The sequence below is a fragment of the Marinococcus sp. PL1-022 genome (genome assembly GCF_033845285.1).
In the GTDB taxonomy this organism is placed as follows: Bacteria; Bacillota; Bacilli; order Bacillales; family Marinococcaceae; genus Marinococcus.
In genome coordinates this window covers 897,796-914,288 of the sequence record NZ_JAWXCX010000001.1, presented here as the reverse complement: position 1 = coordinate 914,288, position 16,493 = coordinate 897,796, and the positions used below count along the sequence as shown (strand labels likewise).

At 44.2% G+C, this 16,493-nt stretch carries 14 protein-coding genes; 9 read left to right on the top strand and 5 right to left on the bottom strand.

All coding sequences use genetic code 11. The annotated features are described in order from the left end of the window. Positions 1-83 precede the first annotated feature (83 nt). Positions 84-1,739, top strand: a complete 1,656-nt coding sequence (locus SIC45_RS04640; protein WP_319631245.1) for an alpha-keto acid decarboxylase family protein — start codon at positions 84-86, stop codon at positions 1,737-1,739. Positions 1,740-1,794: 55 nt separating this feature from the next. Here the strand turns inward: SIC45_RS04640 and SIC45_RS04635 are convergent, their stop codons facing one another. Next, positions 1,795-2,220, bottom strand: coding sequence for a MaoC family dehydratase (locus SIC45_RS04635; protein ID WP_319631244.1), 426 nt, complete (start codon positions 2,218-2,220; stop codon positions 1,795-1,797). Between the two features lie 392 nt (positions 2,221-2,612). Here SIC45_RS04635 and SIC45_RS04630 point away from each other — a divergent pair, with 392 nt between their 5' ends. Continuing rightward, positions 2,613-3,440, top strand: a complete 828-nt coding sequence (locus SIC45_RS04630) for a manganese catalase family protein (RefSeq protein WP_319631243.1) — start codon at positions 2,613-2,615, stop codon at positions 3,438-3,440. A 121-nt stretch (positions 3,441-3,561) separates the two neighbouring features. Here the strand turns inward: SIC45_RS04630 and SIC45_RS04625 are convergent, their stop codons facing one another. From SIC45_RS04625 to SIC45_RS04610, 4 genes are all read right to left on the bottom strand, one after another. Continuing rightward, complete coding sequence (locus tag SIC45_RS04625) at positions 3,562-5,013, bottom strand: CoA-acylating methylmalonate-semialdehyde dehydrogenase (RefSeq protein WP_319631242.1); 1,452 nt, start codon at positions 5,011-5,013, stop codon at positions 3,562-3,564. Positions 5,014-5,046: 33 nt separating this feature from the next. Beyond that, positions 5,047-6,411 carry a GntP family permease gene (locus SIC45_RS04620; protein ID WP_298783944.1) on the bottom strand — a complete coding sequence of 455 codons (1,365 nt, stop codon included), beginning with the start codon at positions 6,409-6,411 and terminating at the stop codon, positions 5,047-5,049. A 15-nt stretch (positions 6,412-6,426) separates the two neighbouring features. After that, entirely contained in the window at positions 6,427-7,620 is a 1,194-nt protein-coding gene (locus SIC45_RS04615; protein WP_319631241.1) for an iron-containing alcohol dehydrogenase, read from the bottom strand. Between the two features lie 136 nt (positions 7,621-7,756). Continuing rightward, complete coding sequence (locus SIC45_RS04610) at positions 7,757-9,553, bottom strand: sigma 54-interacting transcriptional regulator (RefSeq protein ID WP_319631240.1); 1,797 nt, start codon at positions 9,551-9,553, stop codon at positions 7,757-7,759. Positions 9,554-9,750: 197 nt separating this feature from the next. On the opposite strand from SIC45_RS04610, the gene SIC45_RS04605 reads away from it, so the two are divergent. The 7 genes from SIC45_RS04605 to SIC45_RS04575 are packed head-to-tail and all read left to right on the top strand — an operon-like array spanning position 9,751 to position 16,482. After that, positions 9,751-10,410: a GntR family transcriptional regulator gene (locus tag SIC45_RS04605; protein ID WP_319631239.1), complete on the top strand. Its 660-nt coding sequence runs from the start codon at positions 9,751-9,753 to the stop codon at positions 10,408-10,410. 17 nt (positions 10,411-10,427) lie between these two features. After that, the gene (locus SIC45_RS04600) at positions 10,428-11,669 is read left to right on the top strand and encodes a glucuronate isomerase (protein WP_319631238.1); all 1,242 of its coding nucleotides are present in this window, start codon (positions 10,428-10,430) and stop codon (positions 11,667-11,669) included. Continuing rightward, entirely contained in the window at positions 11,669-12,712 is a 1,044-nt protein-coding gene (locus SIC45_RS04595) for a C4-dicarboxylate TRAP transporter substrate-binding protein (protein ID WP_298783934.1), read from the top strand. Before SIC45_RS04600 ends, SIC45_RS04595 begins: the two co-directional genes overlap by 1 nt. Positions 12,713-12,738: 26 nt before the next feature. Further along, positions 12,739-13,257, top strand: a complete 519-nt coding sequence (locus SIC45_RS04590) for a TRAP transporter small permease (RefSeq protein WP_319631237.1) — start codon at positions 12,739-12,741, stop codon at positions 13,255-13,257. Beyond that, positions 13,254-14,534, top strand: coding sequence for a TRAP transporter large permease (locus SIC45_RS04585; RefSeq protein ID WP_298783930.1), 1,281 nt, complete (start codon positions 13,254-13,256; stop codon positions 14,532-14,534). The genes SIC45_RS04590 and SIC45_RS04585 overlap by 4 nt, the downstream gene beginning before the upstream one ends. A gap of 33 nt (positions 14,535-14,567) precedes the next feature. Then, positions 14,568-15,632 carry a mannonate dehydratase gene (gene uxuA, locus SIC45_RS04580; RefSeq protein ID WP_319631236.1) on the top strand — a complete coding sequence of 355 codons (1,065 nt, stop codon included), beginning with the start codon at positions 14,568-14,570 and terminating at the stop codon, positions 15,630-15,632. Between the two features lies 1 nt (position 15,633). Then, positions 15,634-16,482, top strand: a complete 849-nt coding sequence (locus SIC45_RS04575; RefSeq protein WP_319631235.1) for an SDR family oxidoreductase — start codon at positions 15,634-15,636, stop codon at positions 16,480-16,482. Positions 16,483-16,493 lie beyond the last annotated feature (11 nt).

The following is a 16,493-nucleotide window of genomic DNA, read 5'->3' as shown; positions in this document are numbered from 1 at the left end:
GCAGGCAATTCCCCTCCTGGTTTATGTCTAAATTCCTGCTAATACGGGAACAGCCTACTATTATCCAGTTCAGGAGGTACATTATGGCAGCACAACAAACAGTCAGTTCTTTTTTATACGACTGCCTTGAAAAAGAAGGCGTCACAGAAATATTCGGCGTACCGGGCGACTATAACTTCGCCCTGCTTGATGAACTTGAAAGCTACAGCGGCATACGCTTTGTCGATAACCGGAATGAGTTGAATGCCGGCTACGCCGCTGATGGATACGCCCATGTCAAAGGGCTAAGCGCCTTAATCACTACATTTGGTGTCGGGGAATTGAGCGCTTCAAACGCTGTCGCCGGCGCCTACAGTGAACACATACCGTTAATCCAAATTGTCGGATCTCCGGCCTCATCCATGCAGGAAAATGGTGTTAAAGCCCATCATACCCTGATGGACGGCGACTACTCGGTATTTCTGCGTATGCATCAGGAAATCACGTGCTATGCAGTAAAAATCACCGCTGAAAACGCCACCGCTGAAATTCCGAAAGCGATCGCCTCCGCTGTCCGCGAACGAAAGCCGGTCTACATTGACGTCCCCCAGGACGTGGCAGCGACTTCCATCGAAATGCCTGGAGTGCAGCAGGAGCTCTCCTATACGAGCGACGAGCTCGTCGTGCAGGAAACAGCACAGCTGATGAAAGAAACAATCAATCAGGCAGAAAATGCAGTGCTGCTAGTGGATATTTTTACGTCCCGCTACCATATGGAGAACACTATTTTACAGCTGGCGGAACACTTAAATATTCCAACAGCCCAGATGATGCAGGGAAAAAGCGGTTTTAATGAGCAGCACCCGCTCTATATCGGCATATACGGTGGTGCCTTTGGCAGCCAGCAGGTGCGTGATTATGTAGAAAACGCCGATTTAATTATCACTGCCGGCCTGCTTGAATCCGACTTTAATATGGCGAAATTCACCGCCGATCTACCCGTGGAGAAGCGGATTGACATCCAGCCGCAGAATATTTCCATCCAAAACAAAGCCCGTTACAATACGGCGGTCGATGAAGTAATTGATGCTCTTACTCTGATGGAATGCCGTACATTTGAAGGGCCGGAATATTTTCCGTCCTTCTATGATTTTCCATCTGAAAACTATTCCGAACGGCTGCTGGCGGAAACCTACTATCCTATTATCCAAAAAATGCTCCGTCCTGAGGATATTGTTGTCGCTGAAACCGGCACCTTTTCCTACGGTCTGCCGCATGTACGTCTTCCGGAGAATACGCTGTTTATTTCCCAGGGCTCGTGGCAGAGTATTGGTTACGCCCTGCCGGCAGCCTTTGGGGCCCAGCTTGCAGCTCCGGAGCGGCGTGTGCTTTTATTTATCGGTGACGGGTCATTTCAGCTGACTGCCCAGGAGCTGAGCGCTATGGCCGAACAGAATCTTAAGCCGGTGATTTTCTTTTTAAACAATGACGGCTACACTGTAGAGCGTTATTTGAATACAGAAAATACACATGCCCGCTACAATGACATCCCACGCTGGGATTACATTCAGCTTGTGAAAAGCTTTTACCCGGACGCTGAAACGATAAGCGTTTCCACCTCTGCTGACTTCGAGGAGGCTGTTGCACGGATCGACCGGAAGGAGACACTTCATTTCATTGAAATGAAGGTTGATGACCAGATGGACGCCCCAATTCACCTGAAGCGGCTTCGTGAATTTGCCGAAGGCGGCAGCTCATAATAATACGAAAAAGCCAGCCCGTTGTTCATACACGGCTGGCTTTTTCTATATGAGATTAACGTTTAATCAGAGCCGACAATTCGCTTTCAAATACCTTTGTATCCGTCTGATTGTATGTTCTCAGCATAACCGTAAGAATTCCTTCCGTTTCCTTTTTAGCTTCTATCCTTGTTACTTCAGCATACGCCCGCAGCTCGTCGTCCGGGTACACCGGCTTCATGAATTTAATATGATTCATTTCCGTACCTGCTATGACATCGTCGCCGTACATCCCTGTTTCCACCCAGAGCTTAAACGTGATGCTGATCGTATGAATACCCGAGGCAATAATACCGTTGAATCTTCCTGCAGCAGCTTTTTCTTCATCTATATGCATATACTGCGGGTCAAATTCGCGCGCGAACCGCAGGACATCCTCCTTTGTTACACTGTATGTATTCGTTTCAAATACCTGTCCCAAAGTAAACCTATCAAGCTTCATTTTGCTTCTTCCTCCCTTGTCTTTCATGTGAAATCACGTACGAAAGCAGCATATTTATATTAGCACACTTTCAACCGGCTTATAAAAATCTTCGTATTCCTAAAAATGCTGCAAGCTTTTAAAATAATAGAGGCTCTACGTTTAAATATTTCAATTATTGGCTATAACATAAGCAGTACAACATATTGCGTGGCGGGAATAACCAGATAAAAAGCTGAGTTATGAGCCAGAGAAGGGAGATGCCTCCTTTTTCTGGCTCTTTTTTTATGATTTTTGGAAAGGAGGGCGGCTTACCCGAACGCCAGGGCGATATGTTGTTTTATTTACGAAATGGACGATACAAATTCAACTAGATAAACTAACTATTTATTACAAAAAGGGGTTATTCATTTATGTTTTTTCACCGTAAAGAGCTGCAATTTCACGCGAAGCCAGATCGCCCGGATCCCGTCTATGCCAAAAAGCTGCAGGAGATTCTCGGCGGCCAGTTCGGAGAAATCTCTGTAGCGATGCAGTACATGTTTCAGGGCTGGAACACCCGTGGCAACGAGCAGTATAAAGACATGTTAATGGATACTGGTACGGAAGAATTCGGCCATATCGAAATGATCGCGACCATGATCGCCCAGCTGCTTGACGACGCACCTGTGGAAGAACAGGAAGAAGCAGCTAAAAATCCAATCGTCGAATCCATCATGGGCGACATGAACCCGCAGCATGCGATTGTTTCCGGTCTTGGTGCTGTGCCTAAAGACAGCAACGGTGTCCCTTGGAACGCCGGCTATATTATTGCGAGCGGCAATGTTCTCAGTGATTTCCGGGCCAACCTTAACGCGGAATCACAGGGACGCCTCCAGGTGGCCCGCCTGTACGAAATGACCGAAGACAAAGGCGTCCGCCAGATGCTTTCCTTCTTACTCGCCCGGGACACGATGCACCAGAACCAGTGGGCCGCAGCGATTAAAGAACTCGAGCAAAAAGAAGGCTTCACGGCACCATCCACCGTACCGGAGCAATGGGAAGCAACCGAGTTTTCCCATCAGCTGATGAACTTCTCAGAAGGCGAGCAGAGCGCGGATCTCAGCTGGCTGAAGGATAAAGCACCGGACGGCCACTCCTTTGAATATGTCTCTGAACCAAAGGCTCATGGTGGCAAGCCCGAGCTGAAGCCTGCTCCTGACTATATGCACAACACCCTTCCAGACATGGATAAGAAATAAACAGAGGCGGCAATTTTTTACACCCGAAGCTTCCTGCTTTATAATTTTTAACGATAACGATAAGGAAATAAAAAAGAGTAACCCCGCGTATTTAACAAGGGGTTACTCTTTTTATATACAGTCACCAGCGGGCAGTCACCACTTTTTTGCGGGTGTAGAATTCCACCCCGTCCTTGCCGTTCGCATGCAGGTCGCCGTAGAAGGAATCCTTCCAGCCGGAAAACGGGAAGAACGCCATCGGGGCCGGCACGCCGACGTTGATGCCGAGCATCCCGGCGTCAATCGTTTCCCGGAATTCGCGGACGCTGTGCCCGGAGCTCGTAAACAGGCAGGCGCCGTTCGCAAACCGCGATTCGTTCGCCCAGGCAATGCCGGCCGCGAGGTCCGGCACCCGGACAATGGATAACACCGGCGCGAAGATTTCGTCCTGCCAGATCGTCATCGTCTGCTGCACGTGGTCAAAGATCGTCGGCCCGATAAAGTAGCCCTCTTTGGCGACCTCGTCCTGGCGGCCGTCGCGCACGAGCGTCGCGCCTTCTTCCACGCCTTTGTCAATGTAGGCCTTCGTTTTCTCGAGGTGGCCTTCGCGGATTACCGGCCCGAGGAACACGTCCTTTTCGCGGCCGTTGCCGATAGTGACGTCGTCGGCATACGCCTGGATCTTTGCCACCAGCTGATCGGCGACGCTTTCCTGCACGGCGACGACGGAGGCGGCCATGCACCGTTCGCCGGCGGAGCCGAAGGCGGCGTTTAAAATCTGCCAGGCCGCGTTATCAAGATCCGCATCCTCCATCACGAGGGTATGGTTTTTTGCCCCGGCGAGGGCCTGGACGCGCTTGCCGTGCGCCGTGCCGTTTTTATACACATAGTCCGCGACCGGCTGGGAGCCGACAAAGGAAATCGCCGGCACATCGTCGTGCTCCAGCAGGCCGTTCACCACGTCGTGCGCGCCGTGCACCACGGACAATACGCCCTTCGGAAGCCCCGCTTCCTCAAACAGCTCCGCGAGCCGGTTCGCGAGCATTGGGGTCCGCTCGGACGGCTTCATCACGAACGTGTTGCCGCAGGCAATCGCGAGCGGAAACATCCAGCACGGCACCATCATCGGGAAGTTGAACGGGGTGATCCCGCCGACCACGCCAATCGGGTAGCGGTACATCCCGGACTCGATGTTGGTGGCAATGTCCGGCAGCTGGTCGCCCATCATGAGCGTCGGGGCCCCGGCGGCAAATTCCACGCACTCGATGCCACGCTGCACTTCCCCTTTGGCCTCCTTCAGGTTTTTGCCGTTTTCAAGCGTAATGATCCCGGCGAGCTCGTCCCAGTGGCTGATGAGCAGCTGCTGGTAGGCAAACAGGATACGGGCGCGCTGCGGGACGGGCTTTTTCGACCAGTCGCGGTACGCCGCTTTGGACGCCTTCACCGCCTCGTCCACTTCGTCCTTCGAGGAGAGCGGCACGTGCGCGATCACCTCACTGGTGGCCGGGTTGTATACCTTGTCGGTGGCGGACCGGGACGCCACCCATTCGCCGCCGATAAAATTCTTTAAGGTTGTTACTGCTTGTTCCTTCATAATAAAATTCCTCCTTTAATATAGTAAACTGTTTTAAAAAATTGAATAAGCCATGACAGCCAGGAATAGAACAATACAAGGCACGATAACGCTTACAAAAAATATAGGTTTATAAGACCTTTTATGCGTTTCTCCAGATATAACCCTTATTGTAGTGACAACATAACCATTATGCGGAAGGGAGTCGATGCCCCCGGAAGCCAGCGCAGAAATTCTGTGCATGTCCCCCGGGTTCAATCCTTGAGCCATGTAAATAGGCGCCAGGATAGGGAGTGCAATACCCAACCCTCCGGAGGCCGAGCCTGTAATGCCACAAATAACTGTTACACCTATAGCTAAACCTAATAATGGCGGGCCTGGCATATTTACCAGTCCATCAACTACGGTATCAAATGCTGCTACTTGAGCTGCTACGCTTCCAAAGCCAACCACAGCACATGTATTTGCTAAAGCTACTAAAGCATTCTGTGTACCGGTAGCCAGGTAATCCCAAAAAGCCTGCAGATATTTACTCATACTGACACACGCTAATGCGATTCCTGCAGTTAAAGCTATCAACAAAGAAGATGTAGGATCGATAAACTGAGATAACACGTTCAGGATAATAATTACTAACACTAAAGGAGCGAAAGCCAGGAAAATATTCGGCAGTTTTTGCTGATGCTCCGGGTCCGGATCGTGCTCCGGCTCGCTCTCTTCTGCTTCAACTGCTGCAGCAGTTTCCTCTTTAGCCTCGTTAGAAGGTCCATAAGGGAGAGAAAATTCCTCTCCATTATCGCTGGCCTTTTTAACCATTCTCCCAAGCCACCAACCACCGGTTACCATCACCAGCAGAGCACTGAGTACACCTATGACTCCTCCCGCTGTAGGAGCCGTGTCAAAAAATTCTGTTGGTATAATATTTTGGATCTCCGGAGATCCCGGAGCTGTCATCGTAAACGAAATAGAACCAAACACTAACGCTGCCGGGATAAACCTATGGGGAAGATTTGCGGCCTGGAACAATGAAACAGCAATAGGATAAACCGCAAAGCCGACTACAAATAAACTAACACCACCGTATGTCATAATCGCAGCAGCAGCTACAACTGCAAAAACTGCCCGTTTCGCTCCAAGCTTTTCTTTCGTCCAATGGGCAATACTGTCTGCCGCTTTGGTTTCCTGAATGATTTTCCCAAAAATTGCTCCAAGAAGAAATACTAAAAACCACGAAGCAAAGTAATCAGTAAAACCGGTCATATAGTTATCCAAGAGGGCATTTTGAAGATTTAACCCTCCTGTTAATGCAACAACAATAGAACTAAGCAGCGCTGCTACGATAATGTTAATGCCTTTCATCGTAAGATATATTAACAGCGCAAGAGAAGCAATCAGCCCTAACATTCCGACAATATTCATTTTTTCCCCTCCCGGCTACCTAACGATTTCTTCAGCATAATTATAGTTATAGCAAATCCGGTATAACTCTTTCATTTCTTCCTTAGAAGGTACTTTAGGGTTTTTTTCAGGACTTCCGCTTTCAAATGCATCCTTCGCCATTTTATCGATAGCGCTTTCAAATTCTTTTTGTTCAATTCCCCATTCCTGCAGATTAGGTATTTGCAAATTTCGGCAAAGTGCTTTCACGGAACTAATAGCAATATCCGCCGCTTCTTCATTTGTATATTTTTCAGCTTCCGGCTCGAAGATCCTGCCTAAATCTGCTAAACGTTTAATGGCAGCTTCACGGCTGAACTCCATTACAGCTGGCAGCAGCATAGCGTTTGAAAAACCATGTGGTACATGAAAAAGAGCTCCAATAGGACGCGACATCCCGTGAACCAGGCATACAGACGAGTTTGAAAAAGCCCAGCCTGCCTGAAGGGCACCTAAAGCCATTTTTTCCTGTGCCTCTACGTCTTCTGAATTGTTATACGTTTTTTGTAGGTTGGGCACGATTAATTTCATTGCCGAAAGTGCCATCATATCTGACAGTGGATGTGCTTTTTGAGAAATATATGCTTCAATGGCGTGACTTAAAGCGTCTACTCCGGTAGCAGCTTTGACTTTTGCAGGAGCCGATTTAGAAAGCTCCGGGTCGATAATAGCTGCTTCGGGCAAAAATGCCGGCTGTTTTATCATCATTTTCACTTCATTAGCAGTGTTTGTAATTATCGTAACGTCTGTAGCTTCCGAGCCAGTACCGGCGGTGGTTGGAATGGCGATATGAGGCGAAGGCAAATGGGAAGCCTGCTTTTTTCCACCCATATAATCACCGATATATCCACCATTGGTGCTGAGCACCGCTACAGATTTAGCTGTATCAATGCAGCTTCCCCCGCCTATGGATAAAATCACATCACACTCCTCCCGGTGGAAGAAATGTAATGCTTCTTCCACGAACTTGTCTGTGGGTTCTGATCCTACTCCGTTATAAACGAAGCTCTCTACGTTTTCTTCCTGCAAATAAGTACGACACTTCTCAATGTATCCTAATTTTTCCATCATTTGATCACTGATAATAAGTGCTTTTTTCCCTTTTCGGATGGTTTCTTTTCCTACCTGTTGAAAGGACCCTTTTCCATAGTGAATAATTGCTGGTGATTGAAAAGCTGTAGGTATATTCATTAAATTTCTCCTCCTTTATATTATTCTTATTGCAAAAAGCATGCCAACTTTCAAATCCCTTTATAATAACGCTTACAAAATAAAAACTGTAGGTTGTTTGTACAATCTACAGTTTAAGTGTTATTAATTTATACATTTACTTTAGGTTATATTTTTTTAACTTTTGATATAGAGTAGTGCGATGAATGCCCAATTCTTTTGCCGTTTTTAATTTATTACCTTGATTTTTTTCAAGAGAATTATTAATAATCTGCTTTTCTTTTTCTTCATCATTGGCTTTCAGAATTGGAAGTTCTCCCTTTATATTTCTGTCCTCGGGCTCCACCGATAAATAAGGAGGCATATGTTTCTTTTCTATTACTTCTTCCTCCAATAAGATCACCAGATTCTCTATGACGTTTCTTAACTCCCGAATATTTCCTTCCCATTTATATTGAATAAAGACTTGAAGGGCTTCGGAGGAAATAGATTTTTCCCGCACCTTATGCTTACTGCATATTGACGTTAAATAGTGGGAAACGAGAGAAGGGATATCTTCCTTTCTTTCCCGAAGAGGGGCAACGGGAATTTCTACGATGTTAATTCTATAGTACAAATCCTCCCGGAAGTTTCCCTTCTTCACTTCGTCATATAGATTCCGGTTCGATGCAGCTATAATACGGGCGTCTGTTTGAATCGACTCCAGTCCGCCCACCCGTTCGAATTCTCTCTCCTGCAGCACGCGGAGCAGTTTCGTCTGCATATATAAGGGCATCTCGCCAATTTCATCTAAAAATAATGTTCCCTTTTGAGCCAATTCAAACTTCCCTGGTTTTCCTCCTTTTTTCGCTCCAGTAAAAGCCCCTTCCTCGTAGCCAAAAAGCTCGGATTCAATTAACTGCTCTGGTACTGCGCCGCAATTGACGCTTACAAACCGACCAGTTGAAAAAGGGCTTAATTCATGGATGCTTTGAGCAAACATTTCCTTCCCAGTTCCACTTTCCCCAGTTATAAGCACAGTTATATGTTTTTTAGCCACTTTCCGTGACAACGATTTTGAATGCATGGTACTTTCACTTTGTCCAATAATTTCATCGAGCGTGAACCGGGCACTTCGTTCTGTACTTACATTCACAGTTTCGTTTGTTAACTGCTCATTTCTATAGCTTTTCTGCATATTTTCATAAATTTTATACAATTCGTTTAACCCTTCAAAGATAAGCATTCCCACAGCACCCACCACTTTGCCGTTTTTCCATAGTGGCAGCCGGTGAACAACCATAGCCTGGCCATTAATATACTGAATAGCCCCGCGCTCTGGAAGGCCGGTTCGGATCGTTTGATGTAACTTTGTATTCTCTATGATTTCTTCCACTTGTTTTCCTAACGCATAATGTTTATCAATCCCAATAAATCGGCTGTAAGCATCATTAAATTGAATAATAATCCCATTATGATCTACTACTGCAACCCCTTCGTAAGCTCTTTCTAAGACAATGTCCAAAATTTCAGCTGTATGTTCGAGTTTATCTGCTTTTTGCAATAAATCTGATAGTCCATCCGAAATATTATTTCTATTTAGCAAACCTAATAATTTATTGTTCTCGTCTCTAACGATAAACCATGCCACATTACTTCTATAAACATTCAGCAGTGGCTCATTTTGCTGAATGATAATAAAATCTTCCTTACCTAAAAAATCAGCAACCGGACTGCTTCCTGCACCAGATAAGAGATACGGCAGCATAAGTCGCGGCGTAACGAGTCCAATTGGTTTATTATCACTGCTTACAATGACTGCACTTTCTTTTTGGGAATCTGCCATCAATTCTGCCAGCTCCTGCACACTGTTATCTGCCTGCGCGGTCAAAGGCGCAGAGTCCATCCAGTCCTGTACTAAAAAATTATCTTCCAATTCTTTTATTCTTCTTTGTGGTTCAAAGCTAGAACTCAATTTTCACTTCCTCCTTCACGACTAAAACTTTTCAAACTTTAAATTTAATATAGCAAAATCCCTCTTCTAAGGCATTCTAGTCTTATCTAAATCATTCTTCTAGGATTTTGGCGTATTTTAAATCCGATAAACTATTGCACTTCAACAATTACCATGCTAGTATACTTGTATACTAGAATACCAAGGAGGTGTTCAGAATGATGCAGCAAACAGCGCGAAGTAATACTTATAAAACTATTAAAGATAAAATTATTAAGTTGGAGCTTAAACCAGGAGAACGAGTCTCTGAAAACAAGATTGCTGAAACACTCGAAGTAAGCAGAACGCCAGTGCGTGAATCATTTGTACGTCTATCTCAGGAGGGGTTAATTGACGTATACCCCCAGCGTGGTTCTTTTATTTCTCTTATTAAAGAAGAAGATGTAGAAGAAGGACGCTTTATGCGTGAACATATGGAGATCGCTGTAGTAAAACTCGCCTGCCAAAATATCAACAGTACTTTTCTCCAACATTTATCGGAAAATCTTCTGTTGCAGGATAATAGTATTTCAGAAAAAAATCATCAAAGATTGTTTCAGCTAGATGAAGAATTTCACCACACGATCTTTATAGGCTGTAATAAAGAACGAACGTGGCAATCAGTACAAAACATGATGGTCCACCTAAATCGTACCAGGATGCTTAGTCTGGCTTCCGAGCTTAATTGGGAAAAAATTGTGACTCAACACAAAGAAATCGTAGAAGCTATTAAAAACCAAAATGAAACAGAAGCAGAGCGAATCATGCGGGAGCATATGGCCCTCGTAAACATTGATATGGCCAGTTTAAAAACAAATTACAGCAATTACTTTGAATAACACATGGAGGTGAAATAATGAATAATAGTATTGAAAAAATTGTAAGCGATACCATAAACGAAATTCCGGTCATTGATATGCATACACACCTATTTCCTGACTCTTTTTCCCAGCTATGTTTACACGGTATTGATGAATTATTAACCTATCACTATTTAATTTCGGAAGCGACCCTTTGGGCTGACATCGATTACCAGAAATTTTTGATGCGTCCCCAAAAAACGCAGGCTGAATTTGTATGGGAAGAGCTATTTGTAAAACGCTCCCCCATCAGTGAAGCTTCATTGGGCGTACTTACGGTTCTAAAGGAACTCGATATTCCCTTTTCCAAAGATTTAAATGATATTCGCGAATACTTTTCGAAAATCAACAACGATGATTACGTTACTTATATTATGAACAAAGCCAATGTTTCTTCTTTTGTCATGACTAATAACCCTTTTGATGAAGAAGAAAGAAAATATTGGGACCAGGGGGTCTCCTTCTCTTCGAAAAATTTCATTCCTGCTTTACGGGTCGACCCATTAATTAATGATTGGGAAAATGCCTCTAAAACAATACATCAGGATGGTTATTCTATTTCTGAAGAAATCGATACTTCCACCATCGAAGAAACAAAACAATTTCTACGCTTTTGGGTGGAAAAAATGAAGCCAGTTTACATGGCAGCCTCTCTTCCTTGGGATTTTCCAAAAAAAGATTATGAAACCCTTCTTTTAGAAGAGTGTGTCCTTCCTGTCTGTGAAGAATACAATCTGCCTATGTCTTTAATGCTTGGCACGAAACGACAGTTAAATCCAGATCTAGGTATCGCTGGTGATGGCGTGGGCCAAACATCGTTTGCTTATTTAGAACAATTATGTATGCGCTTACCAGAACAAAAGTTTTTAATTACTGTACTTGCACGCGAAAATCAATACGAATTAACTGTTATTGCCCAAAAATTTAAAAACGTCATGCTTTTTGGATGCTGGTGGTTTTTAAATACACCCCAGTTAATTGAAGAAATTACCACAATGAGAATGGACCAGCTTGGCCTGCACTTCATACCGCAGCATTCGGACTGCCGGGTTTTTGAGCAATTGCTATATAAATGGAGCCATTTTCGCCAGACATTCTCCCCCATTTTAGCCCAACGTTATCAACGGTTAGAAAACCAGGGGGTCATTATTACGAAAGAAACCATACAAAACGATGTGGAGCAGTTATTTCAGGGGAATTTTATTAATTTTACTAATCTATCAAGGAGTGAAGTATGATGAAAAAAAGTTTCACTGTTGTAAGCGCGGCGAGTTTATTGGTTCTCAGTGCCTGTGGAGGTAACTACGGAAGTTCTGAAAACGAGAACTCAGACTCTGATTCTGGTTCTGGTTCAAATTCAGGAGGAGGCGATGCTTCCTATACGTTGCAGGTAGGAATTGTCGTTTCAGAGAATGACCCAATGTATGCAGGATTAGAGCAGTTTAAAGAAAATGTGGAAGAAGAAACTGACGGTGATCTCGAAGTTGAGCTTTTCCCGAATTCCTCTTTAGGTGATACACCCGGTATTCAGGAACAAGCTAAAGCAGGATCTAACGTAGGCACTCTCTCAGATGCGGCTATTCTCGGTGACTACCAGGAGGAAATCGGAATTCTCCAGGGGCCCTACCTTTTTGAAAATTATGACGAGATTCAAAAAGTGACAAACTCGGATTTGTTTCAGGGATGGTCTGACGATCTGGCTGAAAATGAGAATTTGCAAATTTTGTCCTTTAACTGGTATCAGGGGACTCGCAATATGGTAACTGACAACGCAATTGAAACTCCTGAAGATTTAAATGGGCAAAGCATACGTACTATTGGATCAGATATTTTCTTAGAAACAATGAAGGCGATGGGAGCCAACCCTACCGGACTTGACTGGGCTGAAGTATATACTGGTATTCAACAGGGAGCTATAGATGGGGCTGAGGCCCAACAGTCCGCTGCCTATGAGGCCAGTCTCTATGAAGTCTCCGATCATTATTCTAAAACGAAGCACATTCAGCTTATAACCGGATTAGTAGTGAGCGCCGACTGGTTCGAAGGCTTACCAGAGGAATATCAGGATATTGTACTCGAAGAAGCTAAGCAAGGAGGCACTTATGCTTCTGAGCAGGTAATCGATACGTCTGAGGAATATGAAAGCCAAATGGAAGACGAAGGCATGACAATTGTGGAACCTGAACTGGAACCTTTTCAACAAGCCACGGAAGATGTATATGAAGAATTTGATGGTTATCCAGAACTTCGGGAAGAAATTTTGGAAATTATTGAATCTTAGCATAAGATTTTGAGGAGGCACTCGTGATGAGCAGGCTCGCTTTCGCTTTAAATAAGATCGAAGAAACGCTTACGAAATTGCTGTTAGCCAGTATTGTATTATTGGTATTTTATTCTGCCATGGTCCGCTGGGCTGGGTTTCCTATCGCCTGGTCCGTGGAAATGGCTCAACTGCTTTTTATCTGGCTCGTTTTTATCGGAGCTAATCAAGCTCTCCGTAAAAACCGCCACATTGGCGTTGACTTTTTTACATCCAAATTACCTCCAAAAGGGCAGCTTATCATTCAAGTATTTACAAATATTTTAATTGGGGGCTTTCTTCTCTACTGTATTTATTTCGGATTTGTTCAAACCAGTCAGTTCACCTTGAGAAGTATTCAAAATTTACCGTTTAGTTATTCCTATATTACAGCTTCTGTACCAATAGGCTGTAGTTTAATGTTTATTACTCTTATCTCTAAATGGGTTCTATATTTTACCAACAAAGATAAACCTCTTAATTCTGAATCTGTTCAAGAGAGTCCGGCAAAGGAGATAAAACCATGATCTGGGTTTTAATTTCATTTGTAGTATTAATTGTCGTAAATGTCCCCATTGCTTTTGCTATTGGTATTTCGGGTTTGGTGTTTTTTATTACAGAACCGAACCTGCCTATAAACCTAGCCATTCAGCGTTTCGCTGAAGGAACGCAGTCTTTTCCACTGCTAGCTGTCCCTTTTTTTGTACTGGCTGGTAATTTATTAAATGAAACCGGTATCACAAAAAGGCTTATCGATTTTGCAAACGCCTTGACCGGTCATTTGGTTGGCGGACTGGCTCATGTCTCGATAATTTTAAGCGCCATGATGGGCGGGATTTCTGGTTCAGCAAACGCAGATGCTGCCATGCAGAGCAGAATCTTATCACCACAGATGATGAACAAAGGCTATTCGGGAGGGTTCACTGGATCCGTTATCGCTTTCAGTGCTTTAATTACTGCCACCATCCCCCCAAGTATCGGCCTCATCCTTTACGGCTTTGTGGGCGAGGTTTCTATAGGACAGTTATTTATGGCTGGCATCGTACCCGGCATTCTTATGACCATCATGCTTATGATTACTTCAAGCCTTATTGCAAAAAAACGTCACTATGAACCCGCACGTATCAAGAGAGCCACATTTAAAGAAGTGGTTTCCACTTTTAAAGCTAGCTTTTGGGGCCTTCTATTCCCAGTTATTTTAATTGTAGGTATTCGTTTCGGTGTATTTACAGCTTCTGAGGCCGGAGCCTTTGCTGTAGTGTATGCTCTTGTAGTCGGATGGTTTATCTATAAAGAACTCGACTGGAAAAAATTAAATCTGGTATTAAAAAACACTGTTGAAGACAATGCGATTATTATGTTGATCATTGCCTGTGCTTCTATCTTAGGGTATGCTATTACGTCTGCCCAGCTGCCACAAAGCGCTACAACATTTCTTTTGTCTTTGACTGAAAATCCTTTTTTAATTATTACTATTGTTCTGGTTTTCCTGTTGGTAGCGGGCATGTTTATGGAGAGTACAGTTAATACGCTTTTACTCACTCCTATTCTTCTTCCAATTATGACAAACATCGGAATGGATCCTGTACACTTTGGAATTTTAATGATGACCATTGTTACCATGGGTGGCATGACACCGCCAATAGGCGTCACCATGTATACCGTTTGTTCTTTATCAAATATTTCTGTCACAGATTATATGAAAGAGTCAATACCTTACATCTGCATGGTTGTGGTTTTTATCATTATTTTAGTTCTTTTCCCTCAAATATCATTATTTTTGCCAGAAGTATTAATGCGTTAATAAATACCAAATTTTTAGAATGGAGTTGGAGCGATGCGTATAGCCTTCCGTTGGTTCGGAGAACATAACGATACAATTTCTTTGAAGCAAATAAAACAAATTCCCGGAGTCGAGAGCATCGTATGGGCATTACATCAAAGGCAGCCTGGAGAGGTGTGGCCGAAGCACGAGATAGATGAGGTCACCTCTGCCATTACTTCCCATGGTTTTCGTGCAGACGTAGTGGAAAGCGTTAATATCCACGAGGATATTAAACTTGGACTTCCGTCCCGCGATAGTTATATTGAGAATTACAAAAACACCATTGAAAACCTGGCGGAGGCTGGTGTGAAAGTTATCTGTTATAATTTCATGCCTGTCTTTGACTGGATTCGTACGGACTTGAATAGGCCATTAAATGATAATTCGTATGCGATGTTCTATCAATACGACCTTATCAATAACGTAGATCCTGAAGAAATGGTCCGCACCATAACATCCAACCCGGAGTTCACTATGCCTGGCTGGGAGCCTGAACGTCTAAAAGATATCAAGCATATTATTCATCAATATGAAAGCATTACCGCCGACACTCTGCGTGAAAACTTGCATTATTTTTTATCCGCTATTATCCCTGTGTGCGAAAAGTATGACATTCAGATGGCTGCACACCCGGATGATCCACCATGGCCGGTCTTTGGGTTACCGAGAATTCTCTCCAGTCATGAAGACATCCAGAAGCTATTACATCTGGTCGACAGTCCTTCCAATGGCATTGCTCTTTGCAGCGGGTCCCTGGGGGCCAATGAAGCAAATAATATACCGGCAATGATCCGGGAATTCAAAGATAGAATTGCTTTTGGACATGTACGCAATCTTTATCGTTTTCCTAATGGGGATTTTATCGAAACCTCCCATCGATCTTCCGACGGTTCTATTGATATTGGCGAAATTATGAAAGCTTACCATGATATTCAATTTGAAGGAGCTATCCGCCCCGATCACGGCAGACAAATATGGAACGAAAACTGTCGTCCCGGCTATGGCCTTTACGATCGGGCGCTCGGGATTATGTATTTGCTTGGCATATGGGACACATTACACAAGGAGGAGAAATAATATGCTTTCATTGCATTCGAATCTAAAAGGAAAAGTGGCCGTTATTACAGGCGGAGGAGGCGTTTTGTGCGGAGAAATGGCCAAAGAGCTGGCACGTCAGGGGGTGAAAGTGGCCGTACTCAGCCGTAAGAAAGACAATGCCCAAAAGGTAGCTGATGATATTACCAGGGACGGCGGGGAAGCCATCGCTCTTGCTTGTGATGTCCTGGACAAAGAAAGTATTGAAGCAGCGGACCATGCTATCCACCAGCAGTACGGATCCTATGATATTTTGGTTAACGGAGCTGGCGGCAATCATCCTGACGCCGCAACGTCTGAAGAGTTTTTCCGGAACAGCCATTTAGATAACGAAGATGTTAAGACATTTTTCGACTTAACTGAGGAAGGAATTAAACATGTTTTTGACCTGAATTACGTAGGTACCGTCCTCTCTACTCAGGTATTCATGAAACATATGCTTGGAAAAGAAGATGCCAGCATTATCAACATTTCCTCCATGAGTGCACCGACTCCGATGACTAAAGTAATTTCCTACAGTGCTGCCAAAGCCGGTATCGATAATTTCACTCAATGGCTCGCGGTCCATATGGCTAAAGAAAACATTCGCTGTAATGCCATTGCTCCCGGCTTTTTTCTAACGTCCCAAAATCGAAACATGCTGCTTGATGCTCAAGGAGAAATGACAAACCGGGCGGAAAAAATTATCAGCCAGACCCCGATGGAACGCTTTGGCAAACCTGAAGATTTAACAGGACCGTTAGTCTGGCTTGTTGACTCTTCTATGTCCCGTTTTGTGACAGGCATCACTATTCCTGTTGATGGCGGATTTATGGCTTATTCAGGTGTATAAATATATGTTTC